Source organism: Xanthomonas euroxanthea (assembly GCF_903989455.1).
GTDB lineage: Bacteria > Pseudomonadota > Gammaproteobacteria > Xanthomonadales > Xanthomonadaceae > Xanthomonas > Xanthomonas euroxanthea.
Genome location: NZ_LR861803.1, coordinates 4,833,791 through 4,849,438, shown reverse-complemented (window position 1 = coordinate 4,849,438; position 15,648 = coordinate 4,833,791). Strand labels below are relative to the sequence as shown.

Annotated in this window: 16 protein-coding genes; 6 read left to right on the top strand and 10 right to left on the bottom strand. The window is 64.6% G+C overall.

The window, feature by feature from the left end; all coding sequences use genetic code 11:
• The first annotated feature begins 109 nt into the window (after positions 1 to 109).
• Together H7A86_RS20205 and H7A86_RS20200 are read left to right on the top strand one after the other, a co-directional pair.
• Entirely contained in the window at positions 110 to 988 is an 879-nt protein-coding gene (locus H7A86_RS20205; protein WP_425509761.1) for an RluA family pseudouridine synthase, read from the top strand.
• Positions 989 to 1,106: 118 nt separating this feature from the next.
• The gene (locus H7A86_RS20200; RefSeq protein WP_180707970.1) at positions 1,107 to 1,415 is read left to right on the top strand and encodes a hypothetical protein; all 309 of its coding nucleotides are present in this window, start codon (positions 1,107 to 1,109) and stop codon (positions 1,413 to 1,415) included.
• 173 nt (positions 1,416 to 1,588) lie between these two features.
• Here H7A86_RS20200 and H7A86_RS20195 read toward each other — a convergent pair whose 3' ends face one another.
• Together H7A86_RS20195 and H7A86_RS20190 are read right to left on the bottom strand one after the other, a co-directional pair.
• The gene (locus H7A86_RS20195) at positions 1,589 to 2,347 is read right to left on the bottom strand and encodes a hypothetical protein (protein WP_119132634.1); all 759 of its coding nucleotides are present in this window, start codon (positions 2,345 to 2,347) and stop codon (positions 1,589 to 1,591) included.
• A 337-nt stretch (positions 2,348 to 2,684) separates the two neighbouring features.
• Complete coding sequence (locus H7A86_RS20190; RefSeq protein ID WP_180707969.1) at positions 2,685 to 3,140, bottom strand: hypothetical protein; 456 nt, start codon at positions 3,138 to 3,140, stop codon at positions 2,685 to 2,687.
• Between the two features lie 304 nt (positions 3,141 to 3,444).
• Between H7A86_RS20190 and H7A86_RS20185 the strand changes: the two genes are divergently transcribed.
• Positions 3,445 to 3,846 (top strand): antitoxin Xre/MbcA/ParS toxin-binding domain-containing protein, encoded by a 402-nt coding sequence (locus tag H7A86_RS20185; protein ID WP_126968946.1) that lies wholly within the window; start codon positions 3,445 to 3,447, stop codon positions 3,844 to 3,846.
• 82 nt (positions 3,847 to 3,928) lie between these two features.
• Here the strand turns inward: H7A86_RS20185 and H7A86_RS20180 are convergent, their stop codons facing one another.
• Complete coding sequence (locus H7A86_RS20180) at positions 3,929 to 5,554, bottom strand: alpha/beta hydrolase (RefSeq protein WP_119132632.1); 1,626 nt, start codon at positions 5,552 to 5,554, stop codon at positions 3,929 to 3,931.
• A gap of 697 nt (positions 5,555 to 6,251) precedes the next feature.
• Here H7A86_RS20180 and H7A86_RS20175 point away from each other — a divergent pair.
• Entirely contained in the window at positions 6,252 to 6,812 is a 561-nt protein-coding gene (locus H7A86_RS20175) for a hypothetical protein (protein WP_119132631.1), read from the top strand.
• A gap of 125 nt (positions 6,813 to 6,937) precedes the next feature.
• Here H7A86_RS20175 and H7A86_RS20170 read toward each other — a convergent pair whose 3' ends face one another.
• The 4 genes from H7A86_RS20170 to H7A86_RS20155 all read right to left on the bottom strand — a co-directional run bounded on the left by H7A86_RS20170 (position 6,938) and on the right by H7A86_RS20155 (position 9,042).
• Complete coding sequence (locus H7A86_RS20170; protein WP_102582219.1) at positions 6,938 to 7,354, bottom strand: type II toxin-antitoxin system VapC family toxin; 417 nt, start codon at positions 7,352 to 7,354, stop codon at positions 6,938 to 6,940.
• A complete protein-coding gene (locus H7A86_RS20165; protein ID WP_102582218.1) occupies positions 7,351 to 7,605 on the bottom strand; it encodes a FitA-like ribbon-helix-helix domain-containing protein in 255 nt (84 codons plus the stop codon). The genes H7A86_RS20170 and H7A86_RS20165 overlap by 4 nt, the downstream gene beginning before the upstream one ends.
• Before the next feature lie 137 nt (positions 7,606 to 7,742).
• Entirely contained in the window at positions 7,743 to 8,849 is a 1,107-nt protein-coding gene (locus H7A86_RS20160; protein ID WP_119132630.1) for a type II toxin-antitoxin system RelE/ParE family toxin, read from the bottom strand.
• The gene (locus H7A86_RS20155) at positions 8,836 to 9,042 is read right to left on the bottom strand and encodes a hypothetical protein (RefSeq protein ID WP_104586339.1); all 207 of its coding nucleotides are present in this window, start codon (positions 9,040 to 9,042) and stop codon (positions 8,836 to 8,838) included. Before H7A86_RS20155 ends, H7A86_RS20160 begins: the two co-directional genes overlap by 14 nt.
• A 269-nt stretch (positions 9,043 to 9,311) precedes the next feature.
• On the opposite strand from H7A86_RS20155, the gene H7A86_RS20150 reads away from it, so the two are divergent.
• The gene (locus tag H7A86_RS20150; protein WP_119132629.1) at positions 9,312 to 9,848 is read left to right on the top strand and encodes a CcdC protein domain-containing protein; all 537 of its coding nucleotides are present in this window, start codon (positions 9,312 to 9,314) and stop codon (positions 9,846 to 9,848) included.
• Positions 9,849 to 9,890: 42 nt separating this feature from the next.
• Here the strand turns inward: H7A86_RS20150 and H7A86_RS20145 are convergent, their stop codons facing one another.
• The 3 genes from H7A86_RS20145 to H7A86_RS20135 form a co-directional block, all read right to left on the bottom strand.
• The gene (locus tag H7A86_RS20145; RefSeq protein ID WP_164739643.1) at positions 9,891 to 11,156 is read right to left on the bottom strand and encodes a phospholipase D-like domain-containing protein; all 1,266 of its coding nucleotides are present in this window, start codon (positions 11,154 to 11,156) and stop codon (positions 9,891 to 9,893) included.
• Positions 11,157 to 11,361: 205 nt separating this feature from the next.
• Positions 11,362 to 13,218 carry a peptidoglycan-binding domain-containing protein gene (locus H7A86_RS20140; RefSeq protein WP_119132628.1) on the bottom strand — a complete coding sequence of 619 codons (1,857 nt, stop codon included), beginning with the start codon at positions 13,216 to 13,218 and terminating at the stop codon, positions 11,362 to 11,364.
• 36 nt (positions 13,219 to 13,254) lie between these two features.
• On the bottom strand, positions 13,255 to 13,695 hold the full coding sequence (locus H7A86_RS20135) for a lysozyme inhibitor LprI family protein (protein ID WP_119132669.1): 441 nt from the start codon (positions 13,693 to 13,695) through the stop codon (positions 13,255 to 13,257).
• Between the two features lie 440 nt (positions 13,696 to 14,135).
• Between H7A86_RS20135 and H7A86_RS20130 the strand changes: the two genes are divergently transcribed.
• A complete protein-coding gene (locus H7A86_RS20130; protein WP_119132627.1) occupies positions 14,136 to 15,497 on the top strand; it encodes an MFS transporter in 1,362 nt (453 codons plus the stop codon).
• The last annotated feature ends 151 nt before the right edge of the window (positions 15,498 to 15,648 follow it).

The following is a 15,648-nucleotide window of genomic DNA, read 5'->3' as shown; positions in this document are numbered from 1 at the left end:
TGTTCACCTTTTGCAGAAATCAGGAGAGAACGGCAAACGTGGGCAGGGTACGATTCCATCCCTCCCCGTGTGAGTGCGCCTTGTTGTGGTCATGCTTCCAGCACGCCCGATGCTTGATGGCCTTCCCGCCAGCCAGTTCCAGCTCCCGTCCGGCCCCTGGTCCACGGTGTTGGAGGCGTTATGCGCGTGCTTTCCGGGTGTGGATGCCGCCATCTGGCAGGACCGCTTCGCGCGTGGGCGTGTGCTGGATGCCGAAGGCAGCGCGCTTGATGTCTCTGCGCCGTATAGCTTAGGTGCCGAGATTCTGTACTTCCGCGAGGTAGTGGACGAGCCGGTCATTCCATTTGCCGAGACGGTGGTGCATGCGGATGCACATCTGGTGGTGGCGTGCAAGCCGCATTTCCTGCCCGTGCTGCCAGCTGGTGCGTATGTGCGCGAGACGCTGCTGACGCGGTTGGTGCGACGCGTCGATAATCCCGCACTGGTGCCGTTGCATCGCATCGATCGCGACACTGCGGGGCTAGTGCTGTTTTCGGCGAATCCTGCAACACGCGGGACCTACCAGGCGCTGTTTCGTGAGCGACGCATCCGCAAGCACTACCTGGCAGTGGCACCGCCGCTGCCGGGGCTGACGTTTCCGCATGTGCATCGCAGCCGGCTGGAGCCGGGCGAGCCGTTCTTCCGCATGCGCGAGGGCGTGGGCGAGCCGAACAGCGAGACGGTGATCGATGTGGTCGCGCGCGGTGCGGACACGTGGACGTACCGGCTGGAGCCGGTCACCGGGCGCAAGCACCAGTTGCGCGTGCATATGGCCGCGCTGGGCGCACCGATCCTGCATGACCGCTTCTATCCAGAGCTGGAAGATCAGCGGCCCGATGATCCGGAACGGCCGCTGCAGTTGTTCGCGCACACGCTGGCGTTCGATGATCCGATTACCGGTGAACCCCGGTGCTTCACCGCGACAGTCGAACCCATGAAGCCAGCTTGAGACGCGAGCGTCTGCTTCGCTAGAAATCCAGGCGAAATATCTGGTTTTCAGATATCCGAAAGAGCGCGTTACGCTGGCTTTGCGGACATCCCGTCCGCTCACGTCGAGGATGGACGCCATGACCACTTCGAAAGCTCTTACGACCAATACGCGGCAGCGCGTGCGGCCAGCGGCCAAGCTGCAACCGAACGCAGAGCCCTTCACCTTCGGCGTCACCCTGCAGCAGATCGACCAGTTCCACACGCTGCTGCGCACGATCACCGCGCAGAGCGACATGGTGGCGGTGTGCAGCGGCAAGTCGCTGGACGCCACCAGTCTGTCGGTTCTGGGCGAGAACATCTTCAACGCTGCCCGCGCGGTGCGCGCCATCGTCGATGAGATCGACACGCAGCGGCTGCATGACGGCGGGGTAGACACAACCGGTTGACGTGGCGACGCAGGATGTCGGAATGCTGCGAGTACCGACTCCAGCGCCCAGCATCAAACGCACGGCAGGCGCGCACGTGGGTGGGTGTATCTTGCTGCCGAGTCACCGTCCATGCGATCCGAGGAGCGTCTTGCGTCAGTCCTGTCATGCATCACCTCGTCGCTGGCAGGCGCTCAGGTGCCGCTGGGGGCCGGCATGAAGTCTTTCAGTGCGCTCCGTGCGCGGTCCTGGATCTTCTTCCAGTCCTTCAACGCAACGCGCACATAGTCGATCTCTACTGCGACCTTCAGTTCCGGAATGACAAAGATGTGCTCGCAGCGGGGAAGTTCCCGCTCCTTGCTGCGCACTAGCTTGCCCTCGCGGACCTCCACGCCCGACTGTTCGACCTCGCGGGACGTGCACTTGATGATGGTATCGATGTTTCCTTGTGCGTCGCGGCTGACATACCAATCCTTGTAGTAGCTTGCGTCCATGATGGAATTGGATGGTTTCAGCCCTTGCGCCAGGTAGTGCTCGCGGTACGCAGCGATGTTGGCGTAGTAAGGCGTGAGCCCGTCTTTTTCAGCTCCTTTGATGCGCGTGTTGATATCGGCTTCCGGGGTGTCCTGCGCCGCGCCGTCCGGCGTGTACTGCCGCCGAAGAAACACATCGGAATCAACGCGGTCGAGATAGCGATAGCCGATATTGACGGTGCGGGTGGCCACGTCCAGCTTCAGGTGGGCACGTTCGCCAGGAGCAAACGCATTTAAATCCGGGTATTCCAGATATAGCCCGAAGCTACCATCGAAGTTCGGGCCCATCTGGTCGTCGAAATAGTTGGCTGGAATATGCAGCTTGTACGGACCCAGGCACGCCTCCATGACCGGTGGCGGGCTGGTGCCGGGGTCTTGCGGACCGCCGCGTTGCCGGACGCATCCTTGTTCGTTGGTCATGGTGTTGGCGCCTGTTTGTGTTGCGCTGCAGCCGGAAACGGCGAGGCCCAATGCGATGCATGCGAGGCCCGCCAGGGCCAGTGGGTGTCTCATGCATCCTCCTATGCTGCGTGCCGAAATCGAGTATAGGCAGTGGACAGAACGGCGTGCCGCATGCGCCGACAATACGGTCCGTGCCCACGGCCGGTTTTCCTGCAGACCGCCGGCCGCCGCACCTGGCGCGATGTCAGGTACGGCAGCCGGCGGGCATCCTTGTAGGCGAGCCGCGGCTGCAAGATGGAATGAGAGGACGCAGCCGTTGCAGCCAGGGGACTGAGTGCTTCTGTGAGCCTTGGACTTAGCGCACCTTGTACAGCACCGCCGCACCCGGCCGGGACTCGAACATCGGCACGGTCTGCTGCTTGAGCGCGGTGCCCTTGGCGTCCCACACCAGCGTCTCGGCGGGGTAGTCCTCGTTGCGGGTCATGGTGTCGATCTGCTTGACGATCACTGCCGAGCTGGCGGGCACTTCCGGGTTCCAGGCGAACACGCCCAGGCGGCCGTAGAACACCGCCGGCGCGGCGGCGTCCAGGCGGCGGTCGGGGCACATGACCAGGCCGCGTTCCAGCATCACCCGCAGCGCGCCCACGGGCACGGCCTTGACGGTGGGGCCGGTGCGGTCGGTGCTGTGGCCGGGGCAGACGTTGGCCGAGCGGGTGAGCGTGTCCTCGACCACCTGGCGGTCGGACTGGGCCAGCGCCGGCAGCGCAGCGGCGGACAGGGCAAGCATGGCGAAAGCGGGTTTCCAGGGCATCTGACAACTCCTCATGAGATGACACTCCAGTACTGCAGCCCTGCAGGCGCGGGCTGCTGCCAGTGACGCGCCCGAATCCTAGCAATGTGCACGTCAAGCACGGCCAATGGGTGACGCCGCTGCGGCGGCCGCGCGCAAGCAGCAATCGGCTGCCAACGCCGCCGCCAGGCCACCGACGCCGCCAACGCCGGCCGGCGCGGACTATAACGGCCGCTGACGCCCATACCGCCTGTCAGGAGTCTCCTGATTGAGCGGCGGCGGCAACGTCGATAGCGTGCGCGCTATCACACCGCTGGACTGCCCCATGGAACGCGCCGACCTCATTGCATCACTGCTCACCGGCATGCGGCGTGCCGAAGACTTCCGCGCGCAAGCGTTGATCTACAGCACCGCGCACAGCCAGCAGATGGAGGCCGATTACGGCAAGGCGGCCGATGCCGAGCTGGTGCTGACGCTGTTCGCCTTCACGCCGGAGCACCTCAAGCTGCTGGGCAGCACCGGTATCGAGAACCTGGGCGAGATCGTCTGCCACGCCTGGGCCTTGAACGGCGGCAACAACGAGGCGCTGATCGGCTGGTTCCGCAAGCCCATGAACGCCCTGGACGGGCAGACGCCGGCCGCGCTGGTGCGCGGTGGCCGCCTGCAGGTGCTGCTGCTGGTGCTCAGGCAGCAGCTGGAGTGGGAGTTGTCCAAGCGCTCGGCCTGAGGATCGACAGCGTTGCACGGCGCGCCTTGGCGCGCCGGTGGCCGGCCCGTCGATCGACAGCGCCGGCCGTGCGTGGGCACGCTTACTGCTTGGGTCGCGCCACGGCGTACATCTCCCAGGCAATCTTCTTCATCAAGGCGTTGCTGTCCTCGCCCTCCTTGTACAGGTCGAAGTGGCTGCGGCCTTCCAGGTAGCGGAAGTCGCTTTTGGCGCCCAGGCCGTCCAGCACCGCCTGGAACTTGCGCGCCGCCCCATCCAGGTAGAACGTGTCGGCGGTGCCGACGATCAGGTGGATCTTGCCGTCCAGGTCCGGCTTGAGCGTGGGCCATTGCGCGGCCACGCGCGCGGCGATGTCGTAGTGCGTGCGCCAGTAGGCCACCACGGCCGGGTCCACCTTGCCGGTGTCGCGGTCGAACATCGGCAGCGGGCGGCCGTCGGGCCCGCGCGGGGAAAACACCCACTCGAACGAGGTGAGCTGGCCGCCGTACGGGCCGAGCACGCGTTCGAGCTTGGCGAAGGTCTCCAGGTCGGCCACCACCTTGCCCTGGTCGCGGATCAACGGGAACTGGCTGCCGTCCGGGCGGCGGTAGACGTTGGCATTGGGCGCGTACAGGTCCGGCCCGGTGAAGTCGTGGAAGTCGCTCGAGTCGGGCGAGGTGGACCAGGTGCCGCCGAACAGCTTGGGGTAGCGCGTCTGCAGCCACAGCGTGGCCCAGCCGCCGGACGAATGTCCGTTCAAGAAACGGCCCCGGGCGTTGCCGTCCATCTTGTACTGGCGTTCCAGCGCGGGGATCAGCTCTTCGGTCAGTGCGGTGCCCCAGGGGCCGTTGTTGACCGAGTCGGCGAACTCGTGGGTGCCGGTGGGCGTGGACTGGTCCAGGAACACCCAGATCATCGGCGGCATCTGCCTGGCCGCCATCGCGCTCCAGGCGGCGGCGATGCTGCCGGCAAGGCGGTTGTAGTTGCCGCCGAAGCCGTGGGTGACATACACGGTGGGATAGCGGGCGGCGGCCTTGGCGTCGTAGCCCGGCGGGGTGAGCACGCGGGCGCGCAGCGACACCGGCCGGCCCCAGAACGCGCTCAGCGCCGGGCTCACCAGCGAGGCGTCCGCGCTATGCAGCCTGGCCTCCGGGATGGCGTCGCGGATCGCCTGCGGCGCCCGCGGCGACACCTGCCACGGGTCGTCCGACACCGGCACCTGCCTGCTGAGCTTCAGCGTGGGCAACGGCTTGCCCTTGCCCGGCGTCACCGCGGTGACCTCGCTCAACAGGTCGCCGCCATCGCGGCCGCTGTAGCCGTAGCTGTGGTCCGGATCCAGCACGGCCTGGAACAGGTACTCGCCGGCCGGCAGCGCGGAAAACCCGCTGGGAAAGGCGATGTTGTCCAGGTCGATCTCGACGCTGGCGCCGGGGGCGAGCGCGGTCACCTCCTGCGCCGCCACGGCCACCGCCGTCGGGCGGAACGGGCTGACGTCCACCTCTTCCACCTTGCCGGCTTTGCCGTCCTTTCCATCCTTGGCCGCGGCCTGGGCGTCCTTGGCCAACGTGGCGAACACCAGCAGGCGCCCGGACACGGGCTGGTCGCTGGCCCCGTCCAGCGTGACACGCAGCAGGCGATGGGCCGCTGCCGGTGCGGCGGCGTGCGCGCAGCAGGCGCACAACAGGCCAATGGCCAGACCCAGGCGGGGAACAAGACGATGCAGGGACATGCAGATCCTTTGGAACGCAGGTGGACGAGGCGGGCACACACGGCCCTGCGCAGACTGTAGCCAGTTCCCGGCCGGCCGTGCGCCGCCATCGCGAGGTCTGGTCACCGTATCCGATCTGCCTGTCCAGGAATCACCTCCTCAACCGGACCCGACCCCGACTCCACCCGGTATCACGAGCAGCGCAAGCCATAGCGTGAAGCTGGGTCAGCCTCGCCAGCCCCAAGTAACTAAAACGAAAGCCCGCGTCAGTTCCAACCAGGTAAATGTCCGACAAACAGCCAATCTAATGTTGGTTCCAGATTTCACTTGTTTCCGGTCAGGCGCGCTTGCTGCGGCAGATTATGTTTGGTCCTAGTGGTAAATGCGTTGCGTGCGGTCTCGACTGATGTCTGATGCTAGAAACAGAAACGGTGTTTGCTCCCGAATTCCACACTGCATCACGCAACGAGGTTGTTGAGACGATTTGCCGGGTTTGCGAGGCGTTGGTCTTCAACGATGAGCACACCAGCGGCGTGGCCAGCTGGGTGGCGTAGGTGTGGTGCTTCCCACACACACGCAGGGCGTCATCGTACGCAATCGATCATCTGCCGCTTGGCGTTATGCACAGGTGCCGTTGCGAATTCCATTCAAGGCGCAAGCGACAGCCGCGCAACGGCCGCTGCCGGCACCTTGCATCACAGACCAAGGAGTGATCGAAATGAAACGTAAAACCAGCTATCGCGGTGCGCTTGCGGCCTGTGGCCTTTCACTCGTCGTGGCCGCGCTGTGCATGGACGCTGCTGTTGCAGCACCGGTCAGCAAGACGGACACGGTCACGCTGACCCATGTCTTTGCCACGCTGCAGACGGGCCAGCAGGATCAGAAGCCTGAAGACATTGCGGCCTGTCGCAAGCAGGTTTCCGCACCGGCTTCCAAGTACCTGGGCTCGGCGGTCACCACCAAGTACTTCATCGACGTGCAATCCAAGATGATGTCCGCGTCCTCGTCGCTGCCATCGCCTGTGGCCACACAGCCGCTGACGGTGACGATACCGCTGGCGCCGTTGGGCGTGGCTGGGGAGTATGCCTTCGGCGCGTTTCGGCCGAGCGCGCTGCCCGACACCTATGTGCTGTTTTCGGTCGGGCTGGATTTCAAGGGGCCGCAGTCGTCCGTGCTGGTTCTCAACAGCGACAAACCCTACAACTGCCTGGTGACCAGCAATCCGGCGCCGTTCAAAGGAGCACTGGGTACCAAACTGGGCAAAGACCAGGGCCGCTGATGTCTGCAACCGCCGGTTAATCGGCGAACGCGCCGAAGACAGCGTCGGCGCGTTCGGCTGCTGTTTTCAAAGCAGCACGTTGGAGGGGGCGGGCGAAACGGCGGTTTGTCACCGCACGCGCCTGATCAACTCCACGGGTCAATGACGTCCAGCGCCATCGCCGCGAACGGTGCCGTATCGCGGGTGGCAACGGTCAGGCCTTGCGCGGCTGCCGTTGCAGCGATGTAGGCATCGGCGCGACCGAGTGTGAGTCCTGCGGCTCTGGCTTTCGATGCGAGTGTCGCGAATGCGTGCGATGCGTCCAGATCAAACGCCAGCAGGCGCCCATTGAACAGCGGCAATACATCGCTTTCCAACCGTGCATGCAACGTGGATCGCTTGCGGCCCTCGGGCATCACTGCAATGCCAAAACGCAATTCGGCCACCGTTACCACCGACAGGAACAGTGTCTCGACAGCCTGCGCATCGATCCAGGCAACGACCTTCGGGTTGGGCTGAGGCCGCCAAAGCTCGGAGATGACATTGGTATCGAGCAGGATCACTTCAGGCTGATCGGCTTGATTGCGGTCTTGTCGCGTAAGGTGTCGAACGCGTCGGCCTGTTTTGCGGTCAGGCCAGCGTCGCGGCCAATGTCCACCAGCAGGGAGCCGAGTTTGACCCGGTCTGCCGGTTTGGCCGCTGATTCAAGGATTGCGCGGATCTCCGCCTCGGTGCTGCGGCCGTGGAGTGCGGCCCTCGCGCGGATCGCGCGATGCACCTCATCGGGGATATTGCGGACGGTGAAAGAAGGCATGTCGCCCTCCCGGTGGAATCAGGTTGCTTGCACTTTAGAGAAGTGCAAGCACTTAGACAACTTCACCACACCCGGTATCGAAGCAGTCCTCACCGCACCAGCCGTAGTGGCATCCGGGGCCAACCTGGCCCCACCACTCACCGATACGGCCCCGGCCCGCGCCACACCGGCTCGCCCTGCTTGTAGACCTCCATCATGTTGATGACCTCGCGGGCATCACCGATGTCTTTCAGCTCCGGCGAGTCCGGCGGCAGCAGGCGGCATTTGCTGGAGCCGCGCTTGAGCGCGACTTCCAGCGGGCAGACCATGCGGTACTGGGTGCCGGGCAGGATGATGGCCAGTTCCTTCATGCCCTGGTCGCGCCAGTTGCGCAGCTGGGTTTCGCTGCGGACTTCGTAATAGACCTGGTAGCCGCCCACATCCATGCTGGGTTGGGCGTTGCTGCGGTCGCGGCGGCGGCCTTCGCTGATGGTGGGCGTGTTGGACATGCCGTCTTCGGCGGCATCGGCTTCTTCTTCGAGCATGCCCGGTGGGCGGCCGGTCCAGGTTTCGGGGCGGCGCTGCGGCGGCGACGAGGGTTCTGCCGGCGGTTGCGGCGGGGTGGGGCGCTGCACCGGTTGCGTCTGGCGCTGCTCGACCAGGCCGCCGCGGCGGGTGTTGCCTGCCGGCGGGATCGGGTTCTTGGCGGTCTTGACCAGGGTGGACTGCACCGGCGAGGCGGCCGGTGGCGGCTGCGCGGGCGTTGGCGACGGCGGGGTGGGCGTCGGCGACGGAACCGGCTGGTCGGGCGTGGAGGTGTCGCCGACGAAATCCACCTTGGTGCGGCCACCGCTGGCCGAGCCCTGCGGCGGGGTCATGGTGGGCGTGGAGGCCGACAGCAGGATCAGCAGCATCAGCACATGCAGCAGGGCGCTGATCAGCGCGGCGATCCACGGTTCGATGCGCTCGATCAGCGGCTCGGTGCGCGGCAGCCAGTCCTGCGTTTCCAGGCGGACGTGCAGCAGCTGCAGCGCGTCGTCGCGCACGCGGTAGACCAGCACGTAGGGCGTTTGCCTGACCACCCATTCGCGGGTGCCGGCGACGCGGCCGGCGCGGCCGCGCCCGGGCTGCTCGGCCAGGGTGCGGGTGGCGTCCAGCACCCGCCGCGCCATCGCGGCGGCGGCGGTCGGGCTGAGCGCGTGGTAGTGATCCTGGGCGTGTGCGAGTTGCCTGGCGGCCGGGACAGTCCAGTCACGCCGCAACATCAACGCCCCATCTGGCGAACAGTGCCGCCACCTGTGCCGGTGCGACAACCGCGCCCCGATCCGCTGCGGCCATGCCCTCCAGCACGGCGGCCTCGAAGCTGGCGGTGTCCACGACGCGAACCACGTCGTCCCATCCTGCCGTCTCGGGCAGCGTGTCGATCAGCGTATGGGCTTCTTGCTTGATGGCGGACATGGCACTGCGGTGGGGAGCTCTGCCGGCAAGTCTACCCGTGCGGCTCTGGTTCGCGTGTGGCAATGGCTGGCGCGCGGTTGAGGCGTTTACCGGCAGTGGCAGGGAAACCGGTCCTGCGCGAGGGCCTCTGGTCCGTCGCGATGGCCGGACGTGGCAGCGGCGGCCCGGCCAGGCCGCCTGCGCGCGCAGAAAGTGACACTTGGCATCTTGTTCGCTACCGGGGGCGGTTTCATTCTGCGGTGGTCACCTCACCCCGCAAAGGAATCGCCATGCCCGCTGCTGCCATCGCACCGCTGACGCCGTATCTGTCGATGGCGGCCATCGCCTTCCTCTACTACCGGCGCATCCGCCGCAGCTTCGGCCGCCAGCGCTGGAAGCCGGTAAGCACGGCGCTGCGTGCCGTGGTGTTGGTGGTTGCCGCGGCGGCGCTGGCATACGCGGTCTATGGCCTGCCGCAGGTCCGGCCGGGGATCGCCGCGGGAACGCTGGTCGGCATCGGGCTGGGCGCCGCATCGCTGCGCTACACGCATGCCGAATGGGTGGAGGGACGCGGCTGGTATACGCCCAATCCGTGGATCGGCGGTGGCTTGATGCTGGTGCTGCTCGGGCGCCTGGCCTGGCGCTGGGCCGATGGCGCCTTCAGCGCGGGCGCGGCGGCGGCCGGATCGCAGGCCAGTCCGCTGACGCTGGGCATCGCCGCGGCGCTGGTGCTGTATTCACTGGTGCATCTGGGCGGGCTGTGGTGGCGGCTGCGCCAGTTGCGGCTGCAGGCTGCGCCGATCGCGGTGCCGCCGCCACTGTCGTGAGGGTCGTCGGGCGCCGCCGCTGCTTGCGGCGTCCGCGCTGCATCACACCTGCGAGCGGAACGGAAGGACCAGCTTCTCGCCCAGCTTCTGCCGCAGCGGCCGCTTGCGCCAGCGTTCCAGTGTGTACGGTTCGGCCCGTTGCAGGTCGCGCTCGAACACCTCGGTCATCTGCGCGGCCAGGTCACGGTCGTAGACATTCAGGCTGGCCTCGTCGTTGAGGCGGAACGAGCGGATGTCGAAGTTGGTCGAGCCCACCGAGACCAGCAGGCCGTCGATGATCAGCAGCTTGGTGTGCAGCATGGTGGGCAGGAATTCGTGGATGGCGATGCCGGCCTGCAGCAGCGGTTCCCAGCTGGCCTTGGAGGCCAGCCGCACCGAGACCGCATCGATATGCTTGCCCGGCAGCAGCACGCGGATGCGTACGCCACGCGCACGCGCTTCCAGCAGCGAGCGGGTGATCAGCGCATCGGGGACGAAGTAGGCCGCGGCCAGGTCGATGGAGCTGCGCGCCGCGGCGATGGCGATCAGGTACATCAGGTGCATGCTCTCGCTGCCGCCGGCCGGCGAGGCCACGAACAGCTGCGCGTCGCTGTCGCCGGCCGGTGCCAGCTCCGGGTAGTACTCGGCGCCGTTGAGCACGCGGCCGGTGCTCTTGATCCAGTTGTCGTTGAAGGCGGCCTGCACCTGCGCCACCACCGGGCCTTCGATGCGGTAATGCGAGTCGCGCCAGTGCTCCGGGTCCTGCGCATCGCCCATCCACTGGTCGGCCACGCCCACGCCGCCGGTGAAGCCGATGCGGCCGTCGATCACCAGCAGCTTGCGATGGGTGCGGTTATTGACGCGGTGCAGGTTGTACCAGGTCAGCGGGCGGTAGCGATGCACTTCCACCCCGGCCTTGGTCATGTCCTCGACCAGCGACGCATCCATCTTCAGGCTGCCGCCCCAGTCGATGGTGACGCGCACCTTGACCCCGGCGCGCGCGCGCTCGGACAGCGCCTGGCTGAACTCGCGGCCGATCTCGCCGGACCAGTAGATATAGGTTTCGAAGGTGATGGTGCGCTGCGCGCTGCGGATGGCGGCCAGCATCGCCGGGAAGATCTCGCTGCCGTTATGCAGTACCTGGATCTTGTTGCCGGGCAGGATCGCCGGACCCAGCAACACCGACATCTCGCGCTTGAACTGCGGGTCGGACACGTCGTAGCAATGGCTGGGGATGTGCTCGAGCTTTTTCTCGGGCGTGGCGAAGTTGAGCAGCAGCAGCCCCACCACCAGCGTGGTGACGACCGTGGCCACGATGATCCATGTCATGCATCCAACCCCTGTTCCCCTGCCATCGACGGCCCAAGCGGCCGGCATTCTGGCAAGCCGGGCGGCATGGGGGCCGTGAAGGGATGAGATGATCATGGCAGGCAACGACTTCGCCAGCCCGCCAAAAACGAACGACGCACCGAAAAGATCCCATCAGACGCTGCCTCCGCCTTGGGCGGAGGTGCAGCGGGCAAAGGCGGCGTTGTCAGGCCATCATGCCGACGGAGCCGCGTGCCTGATTCTGCTGCTGCGCTTGTTCCATCGCGGCTCGCGAACGTTCGATGGCCACTGCCTCTTGCGCGTGTTCGCTACTCTCCTGAAGTGTCTGACTCACTGCTTGTGCAGTATTCACAGGCGGGGTACTGCGATTCAGCGAGGTTTCGTCACGGGTAGCGCTGATCTGCACCGCACGTGCCAGGGAACCATCTTGACTCAGCTCGACCCTGTCCACCGACGTCAGCCCACTGCGGATCCCTTCTACCGACAAGCTGCCTGCAAGGCGCTCGCTATGGATCCCCGGTGGAATGCCGCGTTGCGTTTCGGCGGCATGCACCTTGTCCAGCATATGACGAAAGAAGGAATGATGACTGTGACCGGGATCCGACAGCAGGGGAATGCTGGTTGCGGGCCTGGAGATGGGCTGGCTGGTGTGTTCCGGATCGACAGGTGACACCACCCCGGAGCTGGGAGTTTCGCTTCGGTCTGAACCTGGGGCATGCGCGGGGGAGTGTGCCTGAATCTGCTGTGCAACTTTTTGCGTCAGGCTTTGCTGCGTTTCCCTGTCTGCAACGCCAGTGACTGGAAGCCCATTGACTTGCTGAAAGGCGCTCACGGCTTGGCGCGTTCCATTACCCAGATAGCCATCCACGTTTAAAGGCTTGGTATCTGCTCCGGTGAAGCCCAGCTCGATCAGGCTGGATTGCAGACTACGCGCTTGCTGATCGATGGCCTTGAGTGTCGCCGGGCCTGCTTTCCCATCGATAGGGGTCAGTCCATTGGCTTGTTGAAATGCCTCTACGGCTTGCTTGGTCGAGGCATCAAATGTCCGATCCACCGTGAAAGAATCGTCATTGGAGGCTGTATATCCGAGCGCGCTGAGATTGGATTCGAGCTTACGGACCTCCCGGCCAGTCGATCCCTCCTTCAGGACATGGCTCGGCGAAGCCTGCCGACTCGGGGACGCGTGGACAAGCTCCAAGGCCTTCTGTACATCGGGATCGTTGCGTTCAGAGGAAGGATCAAAATCTTTGCTGTTGACCTTGGAATGAGCGCGATCCAAGGCTGCTTGATTCTGGGAATACGCATTTTCGTATTTCTCGGCAATATTCGCAGCCTTGGGTCCGTCGTAATAGCCATGGGTTGCACGAATCTGATCCGCTTTTGCCAACAATGCATCGTAATCGCCACCGTCCTTGAGGACTTTCTCAAGTTTCGGCAACTGGCTGGGCATCTGATTGGCGGTCTTCGCCAGGAGACTGATTGCTTCGAAGCGGCGATCTTCTACGATGTTGTCTCCGTGTGCATCCAGGATTCCCATCGCCGTCTGGGTTGCATTCCTGACCTGTGGGTAATCGATGTTGCTGTGAATCCACTGCTTGCCTTCTGTGGACCCGGCCCATGCATTCATGCTGTCGCGCGTCCCGGTATCGACAAAGCTGAGCGAGGATCGGCCGTTCAGGCCATTGCCATGGCTCAGGAGGTCGCGGCGTAAATCGGCGTGGTTCTGGGCGAAAGGCAGATTGTGTGCTTGCGCGTATGCCGCCGCCTGCTGGATGACGCCGTCCACATAAGTCTGCTCGCCTGGCTGCAGGGTACGGCTCTCGATCGAACCTAACGGCCACGTGCCGCGTTGACCGAAATCGACCTGAATCGTGCCCAAGCTATAGCCACTATTCTGTGCGACCCGACCAACTTCGCCCCACCGCGGTTCGGATGTGCCGACGGTAACCCCTGCAATGGACAGATGATAAGACGCAGCGCCGCCTTCAGTTCCACGTCCAACGGAAAAGTAGACAGCTCCAGACACGGTGTCCAGATCGTGAGTATCAATGTTGCTAGGCATAAGAGTTCCTTTCTTGGCGAGATTTTTTAACTGGAATCAATTGATCAGTGCGAGATATTTTTCCAGCTGATCAGCGCGGGCGGAGAGCCGTAACATGGCAGCCTCAGCACTCTCGATATTTTCCGGTTGGCTGTCACCGTAGATCACAGCTTCCAGATTTCCATCTTTGGTTCTGGACAAGAGCCATGCACGCTGTGCATCGACTAGCTTGGTTCTGCCATCTGCCTGAAGCGACGCCAGAAGTTGCTTGTACACCTTGTTCAACCGCCTGTCCTGGACCGTCTCTTCTTGGGAGACACATGCGGCGTGCTCTATCGCGCCGCGCGCCTGCTTTTGACAAGCCAGATAGGTCGTCGACAGACCTTTCGGTGTGCTGGCGTCAGTACGCTGATCATTTGTCGCCTGGGCACAGCTCATGCCGCCGACCGAGAGTGCCGCCAGCAACAGCACGCGAGGTTGAAACCTTTGTTTTTCCACGATGCACTCCTTTGTGAACAGGCCGGACCGGGCCGGAAGCCTTGCAGGCACATGCTTAAGGTATCGCAAACGACATCGCAGCCGGCTTCGCCCCCCCCCCCCGTGGCGAGCGGATGGCCAGGACGTAGTGCATGCACGTGATGCATATGTAAAGAGGGCAACGCCACCCTTGAATCTTCCGGGCAACCTCTTGCCAGATGGTGCAGGCGCGGGTCAAACGCATCGCTACCGCCAGGCTGGCGGCCGGCAAGCGGCACGCATACTGCTTCGACCGCCCCGGGATTCAAAGCAAATCGCCGGTTGCACCGACATCGAAAGCGGGCTGAAGCGCGCGCACCGATGCCGGTTGCGGCGCCTGTATATGCGCCGAAATGCTTACATGCGTCACACAAGCACGCACCTATACTTCCCGGGTGTCCCACCCACGAGGTTCTGACTGCATGAGCGCACCCCCAACGTCTCCGATCGCCGCCGGTTCTGGCGCAGCCCCCGGTAGCCTTCGCCGTTCGGTGTCCAACACGCTCAAGGGGTCGGCCGGCAATCTGGTCGAGTGGTACGACGTCTACGTCTACTCGGTGTTTGCCACCTATTTCGAATCGCAGTTCTTCTCCAAGGAAGACAAGAACGCCACGATGTTCGTGTGGGCGATCTTTGCGATGACCTTCCTGATGCGCCCGATCGGTGCGTGGTACTTCGGCCGCTTCGCCGACCGCTACGGCCGCCGCCTGGCGTTGACCATCTCGGTGTCGATGATGGCGCTGTGCTCGTTCGTCATCGCAGTGACGCCCACGGTGGCCACGATCGGCATCGCCGCGCCGATCATCCTGTTGCTGGCGCGCCTGCTGCAGGGCTTTGCCACCGGCGGCGAGTACGGCACCAGTGCCACCTACATGTCCGAGGCGGCCATTCCGGGCCGGCGCGGGTTCCTGTCCTCGTTCCATTACGTCACGCTGGTCGGCGGCCACGTGCTGGCGCAGACCACGCTGCTGGTGATGCTGCATTTCTTCGATGCGCCGCAGGTGTCCGAGTGGGGCTGGCGCGTGGCGTTCGGCCTGGGCGGCATCGGTGCGCTGGTGGTGTTCTGGCTGCGCCAGACCATGGACGAGTCGCTGAGCTCCGAATCCATCGCCGATTCGCGCACCGGCAAGGCCAAGGCGTCGGGCTCGATGCGCGAGCTGTTCGTCAACCAGTGGCGCCCGCTGCTGCTGTGCTTCCTGATCACCGCCGGCGGCACCATCGCGTTCTACACCTATTCGGTCACCGGGCCGAAGATGATCCAGACCGCGTTCGCCGGTGGCGACGTGATGGCCGGCACCATCATCAACCTGGTCGCGCTGACGGTGCTGATGCTGATGCAGCCGGTGGGCGGCTGGCTGTCGGACATCGTCGGGCGCAAGAGCCTGCTGGTGTTCTTCGGTATCGGCGGGGCGCTCTACACCTGGTTCCTGGTGATGGAACTGCCCAAGCAGACCGACTGGCTGACCGCGTTCGCGATCCTCACCGTGGGCTTTGTGATCCTGACCGGCTACACCTCGATCAATGCGGTGGTGAAGGCCGAACTGTTCCCCACCCATGTGCGCGCGCTGGGCGTGGGCCTGGGCTATGCGCTGGCCAACTCCGCCTTTGGCGGCACCGCGCCGTTGCTGTACCAGGCCTCGTTGAAGACCGGCCACGTCAGCGAGTTCGTGATCTATGCGACGGCGGTGATCGCGGTGTCGTTGGTGGTGTACATGTTCTTCCTGACCAACAAGGGCAGCAACTGGCTGGACGACGAAGCGGCGATGCATCAGCGCAAGCGCTGATGCTCTGCCTTCTCCCGTCGGGCGTTGAGCGTCCTTCTCCCTGCGGGAGTCGATCTTCCTTCTCCCCGCGGGAGAAGGTGCCCGAAGGGCGGATGAGGGGACGTGCGACGCCTCGTGTCATTTACCACGAGTGGCGTCGCCTCGTCCCCTC

Bases quoted from the DNA above. Each gene is read 5' to 3' on its own strand.
- H7A86_RS20200 (WP_180707970.1), top strand. From the start codon at position 1,107: ATGACCACTTCGAAAGCTCTTACGACCAATACGCGGCAGCGCGTGCGG.
- H7A86_RS20180 (WP_119132632.1), bottom strand. From the start codon at position 5,554: ATGTCCCTGCATCGTCTTGTTCCCCGCCTGGGTCTGGCCATTGGCCTG.
- H7A86_RS20205 (WP_425509761.1), top strand. From the start codon at position 110: ATGCTTGATGGCCTTCCCGCCAGCCAGTTCCAGCTCCCGTCCGGCCCC.
- H7A86_RS20140 (WP_119132628.1), bottom strand. From the start codon at position 13,218: ATGCCTAGCAACATTGATACTCACGATCTGGACACCGTGTCTGGAGCT.
- H7A86_RS20145 (WP_164739643.1), bottom strand. From the start codon at position 11,156: ATGACATGGATCATCGTGGCCACGGTCGTCACCACGCTGGTGGTGGGG.
- H7A86_RS20155 (WP_104586339.1), bottom strand. From the start codon at position 9,042: ATGTCCGCCATCAAGCAAGAAGCCCATACGCTGATCGACACGCTGCCC.
- H7A86_RS20165 (WP_102582218.1), bottom strand. From the start codon at position 7,605: ATGCCTTCTTTCACCGTCCGCAATATCCCCGATGAGGTGCATCGCGCG.
- H7A86_RS20150 (WP_119132629.1), top strand. From the start codon at position 9,312: ATGCCCGCTGCTGCCATCGCACCGCTGACGCCGTATCTGTCGATGGCG.
- H7A86_RS20195 (WP_119132634.1), bottom strand. From the start codon at position 2,347: ATGACCAACGAACAAGGATGCGTCCGGCAACGCGGCGGTCCGCAAGAC.
- H7A86_RS20130 (WP_119132627.1), top strand. From the start codon at position 14,136: ATGAGCGCACCCCCAACGTCTCCGATCGCCGCCGGTTCTGGCGCAGCC.
- H7A86_RS20175 (WP_119132631.1), top strand. From the start codon at position 6,252: ATGAAACGTAAAACCAGCTATCGCGGTGCGCTTGCGGCCTGTGGCCTT.
- H7A86_RS20185 (WP_126968946.1), top strand. From the start codon at position 3,445: ATGGAACGCGCCGACCTCATTGCATCACTGCTCACCGGCATGCGGCGT.
- H7A86_RS20160 (WP_119132630.1), bottom strand. From the start codon at position 8,849: ATGTTGCGGCGTGACTGGACTGTCCCGGCCGCCAGGCAACTCGCACAC.
- H7A86_RS20190 (WP_180707969.1), bottom strand. From the start codon at position 3,140: ATGCCCTGGAAACCCGCTTTCGCCATGCTTGCCCTGTCCGCCGCTGCG.